General features: G+C 60.4%; 2 protein-coding genes. One reads left to right on the top strand and one right to left on the bottom strand.

All coding sequences use genetic code 11. The features are described 5' to 3' along the window. On the top strand, nucleotides 1-298 hold a 298-nt coding region (locus RMO15_RS28645), incomplete at its 5' end, for a hypothetical protein (RefSeq protein ID WP_309721083.1). Nucleotides 299-300: 2 nt separating this feature from the next. Here the strand turns inward: RMO15_RS28645 and RMO15_RS28640 are convergent. After that, the coding region (locus RMO15_RS28640) for a DUF1553 domain-containing protein (protein ID WP_309721081.1) at nucleotides 301-1,101 on the bottom strand (801 nt) is incomplete at its 5' end.

Below are 1,101 nucleotides of genomic sequence, written 5' to 3'. Positions count from 1 at the left end.
CCACCAAGTTCGACTTTTCTTTGCCCTCAATGGCGTCAAGCTCGGGGGAGTCATCACGGGACATGAGCACCAGAATGCCGTTCGGCTTGGGCTTGCTCCCCGGACATCCATCAAGCATGCTCCTGCCTTTGATTTCGATCTTATCGTCGACGATAAAGACGTTACCGTGCAGGCAGGGCTGCGCTATGGCTTTGCAACCCTCAAGGTGACAAACTGCCACAAAGACTGGACTCTCTCCATTCGCGAGCACTGCCTCTCGTACTACCGTGACCACGACGAGTACCCTCTGGCGGCGTAAGCCTACTCCCGTGTGATGGCCTCGTCTAAGTTGAGGAGAATGCTGGCGGTCATGGCGTAGGTGGCCAGCTCGCTTGGCTCGCACTTGGGGTCGGGCTTGCTCTCACCCAGAGCAAGAAGCTTTTTCGCTTCCTCGGGCGTGGATTTGTAGCGGGCCAGACGCTTTTCGAGTCCGACTTTATGGAGGGCAAGCTCCTGGGCACTTGGGCGGCGGGAGAGTAGCACCTTGTAGGCCCAAGTGAGGCGTGCGTCGGGGGTAGTGCCGCCTTCGAGAAGCATGCGCTGGCCAATTTGACGTGCCGCCTCGACGAAAGTGACCTCGTTGAGGAGTGCCAGTGCCTGAAGCGGCGTGTTGGTGCGGCTACGCCTCACGCGGCACGTATCGCGGCCCGGCACGTCAAAGAGCCCCATTGTGGGCGGCCCCGCGCTACGCTTCCAGATCGTGTAGAGGCTGCGCCGGTAGAGGCCATCAGGCGTTTTGTCGTTCTTGTAGTTTCGCAGATTGCCGTAGACATTGAGCTCGTCCCAGAAGCCGTCGGGCTGGTAGGGCCGCACGCTACGACCTCCAAGCTTCTCCACCAGCAGCCCACTTGCGCAGAGCGCCTGGTCGCGGATCACCTCTCCGGGGAGCCGCAGGCGCGTGGCGCGGGCAAAGAGCCGGTTTTCCGGGTCACGCTTCAGCAGTGTGGGCGTTGTTTTTGAAGTCTGCTTGTAGGTTGCGCTCAGGACAATGGTCTTCTGGATGGCCTTCATGTCCCACTTGAGCCGTATGAACTCCGAGGCTAGCCAGTCGAGCAGCTCGGG

This window comes from Armatimonas sp., from assembly GCF_031410135.1.
Taxonomy (GTDB): Bacteria; Armatimonadota; Armatimonadia; order Armatimonadales; family Armatimonadaceae; genus Armatimonas.
The sequence above is the reverse complement of the archived record's forward strand: the minus strand, read 5'-3'. Positions and strand labels throughout refer to the sequence as shown.